At 76.2% G+C, this 2,526-nt stretch carries 1 protein-coding gene; it reads right to left on the bottom strand.

The genetic code is table 11. The annotated features are described in order from the left end of the window. The coding region (locus tag AOK15_RS38815; protein ID WP_157870504.1) for an SDR family NAD(P)-dependent oxidoreductase at nt 1-2,526 on the bottom strand (2,526 nt) is incomplete at both ends.

Genomic DNA, 2,526 nt, shown 5'->3' with positions numbered 1-2,526 from the left:
GGTGGATGCGGTGACGGACGCGGCGGCGTATGCGGTGGAGGGGGCGGACAGGTGCGTGGTGAGGCGGTCGCGCCAGTACCGCTGGTCCCGCTCGAACGCCGGAGAGCACCGTTCGGCGGCGAGGGCGGCCACGTAGTCGCCGAACTCGCCCGAGGCAGAGTGGGGTTCCGTGGGCCGCTGGCTCTCTCGCGTGAGGGCGGTGTACAGCGACCAGAGGTCCTCGCTCAGCACCTTGAGGCTGTAGCCGTCGGCGGCGGCGTGGTGGACGACCAGGAGCAGATGGGTGAGGTGCGCGTCCTCCTGGTCGGGGACCAGGACGGCTCGTACCGGGTCCTCCGTGGTGAGGTCGAAGGGGCGGTTGCAGAGGGCCTGTTCGAGGTCGGCCAGGGCGCGGGGACCGGCCGGTACCTGCCGGATCTCGTACCAGGCGGGCCCGGAACCGTGGGCGGTGGGCACCTCGGCGGGCGCGGTGTACTGGCGCGGTCGGGCGCCGCCGTCCCTGGTCAGCCGCATCCGGAGCAGGGGGTGGCGGAGGGCCAGGTGCGAGAGCGCCCGGCCGAGGAGCGCGGGGTCGAGGGGGCCGCTGACGGTCTGGCGGACATAGCCGTACGCGGTGACGCCCTCGTGCAGCGATGCGCTGGTGTGGAAGGCGAGTTGGAGCGGGGTGAGGGGCAGGAGGCCGTCGTCGCGGCCGGAACCGGTGGCGGGAGACTCGGCGGGCAGGGTGGGCGGCGCCACCGTGGGTGTCCCCGTGGCCAGATGGGCGGCCAGTTCGCCGACGGTGCGGTACTCGAAGAGCAGGGTGGCGGGCAGCGGCCGGCCCATCTCCCGCTCCAGACGCCGGGCGAGGTCCACGGCACTGAGGGAGTCCAGCCCGAGACCGAGGAAGGGGGCGTCCTCCGCGATGTCCTCGGGGGAACGGTGGAGGGCTTCGGCGAGCAGACGGCGGAGGAGCGCGGCGATCCCGGGGGCGGTGCTGCTCACGGAGGCGGCGCTGCCCGTGGACGCGGGTGAGGGCGCGGAGGCAGGCGCGAGAGCGGTGGATGCCGGTGCCGGTGTCGGTGCCGGTGCGGATGCGGGGCCTTGTGCGAGGTCCGGCGTGGGCGCGGGTGTCGGTGTCGGTTCCGTCGTGCCCGTCACCAGTACGTGGGGCGCGTCGAGGGTGAGGGCCGTGCGGAGGGCGGTGAGGGCGGCGCGTACGGGCACGGGGGTGAGGCCCCGGGCGCGGAGTCGGTCCTCGGCGCGGGGGCCGCTCGCCAATCCCGTGTCGGAGACCGGTCCGAGGGCGATCGTCCGCCACGGGCGCCCCGCGGCGTGCTCGGCGGTGGTGAAGGCGTCGAGGAACGCGTTGGCGGCGGCGTAGTCGCCGAGGGCGCCGGACAGGCCGGGCAGGACGGAGGAGACGGAGGAGAAGGCGACGCGGACGGCGGTGTCGTGGCCGTACCGGCGCAGCGCCTCCGAGAGGAGGACCGTGCCGTGGACCTTGGCCGCGAGCGTCTCCTCGATCTCGTCGTCCGACTTGCCGCGCAGACTGCCGGGGCGGGCCGTACCGGCCGCGTGGAAGACACCGTCCAGGGGCGGCAGCCCGGCGACGAGGTCGTCGACGGCGCGGGCGTCGCTCACGTCCGCCGCCTGGTAGCGGGCGCGGGCGCCGAGCGCGCGGAGTTCGGCGAGCAGCGCGCGGGGCGGAGTGGGGGTGCGGCCGGTGAGGACGAGGTCGGGGGTGCCGCGCTCCGCGAGGTCGCGGGCGAGCGCGGAACCGAGGCCGCCGGCACCGCCGGTGACGAGGTACGTGCCGTCCGGGGGGAGTACGTCGGCGGTGGTCCGGGTGGTGCCGGTCGAGGCGACGGGCGTACGGGCGAGGCGGCGGGACGCCCGCCAGGCGACGGTGCCGACGGTACCGACGGCGCTGCCGGGAGGGTCGCCAGGGAGGCCGCCGAGGGTGCCGTCGGGGGCGTCGGCCGCGTACAACTCCCTTTCCAGCGACTGGAGTCGGGTGACGAGCGGGTCGCCCGAGGAGAGGTCGACGCCGCGGGAGGACAGCGCCGGGTGCTCGTCGGGGAGGGCCAGGGCGAAGCCGTGGAGGAGCGCCCCGACGGGCCGGGCGCGCTCGGGGGCGTCTTCGGTGCCGGTGGTGTACGCGTCCTCCGTGACGAGCAGCAGGCGGGCGGGGGCGGCGCCGCACAGGGCGAGGACGCCACGGAGGGAGGCGATGGCGTCGGCGGTCGTGGTCGGGGTCATGCCCATGCCCGTGGTCGTGCCCATGCCCGTGCCCGTGGTCGACTCGGTGGTGTTCTCGGCGAACCACACCAGGGCCTCCGGGGCGTTCGGCCCGCCCGGAGAGTTGTCGTCCCGGCCCAGCACCGTCACGCCGTGCTCGGTGAGGCGGTCGGCGAGGGCCCGGGCGAGGTCCGTGTCGGCGCCGGCCAGGCGTACGACGCGGGGGCCCGGCGCGGCGAGAAGAGGGGCGTCGCGCCAGAGGAAGGGCCGGGGAACGGGGCCGCCGTCGAGCTCGTGGGCGGGAGG

This window comes from Streptomyces ossamyceticus (genome assembly GCF_001418475.1).
In the GTDB taxonomy this organism is placed as follows: Bacteria; Actinomycetota; Actinomycetes; order Streptomycetales; family Streptomycetaceae; genus Streptomyces; species Streptomyces ossamyceticus.
This window is presented reverse-complemented; position numbering and strand designations above follow the sequence as displayed.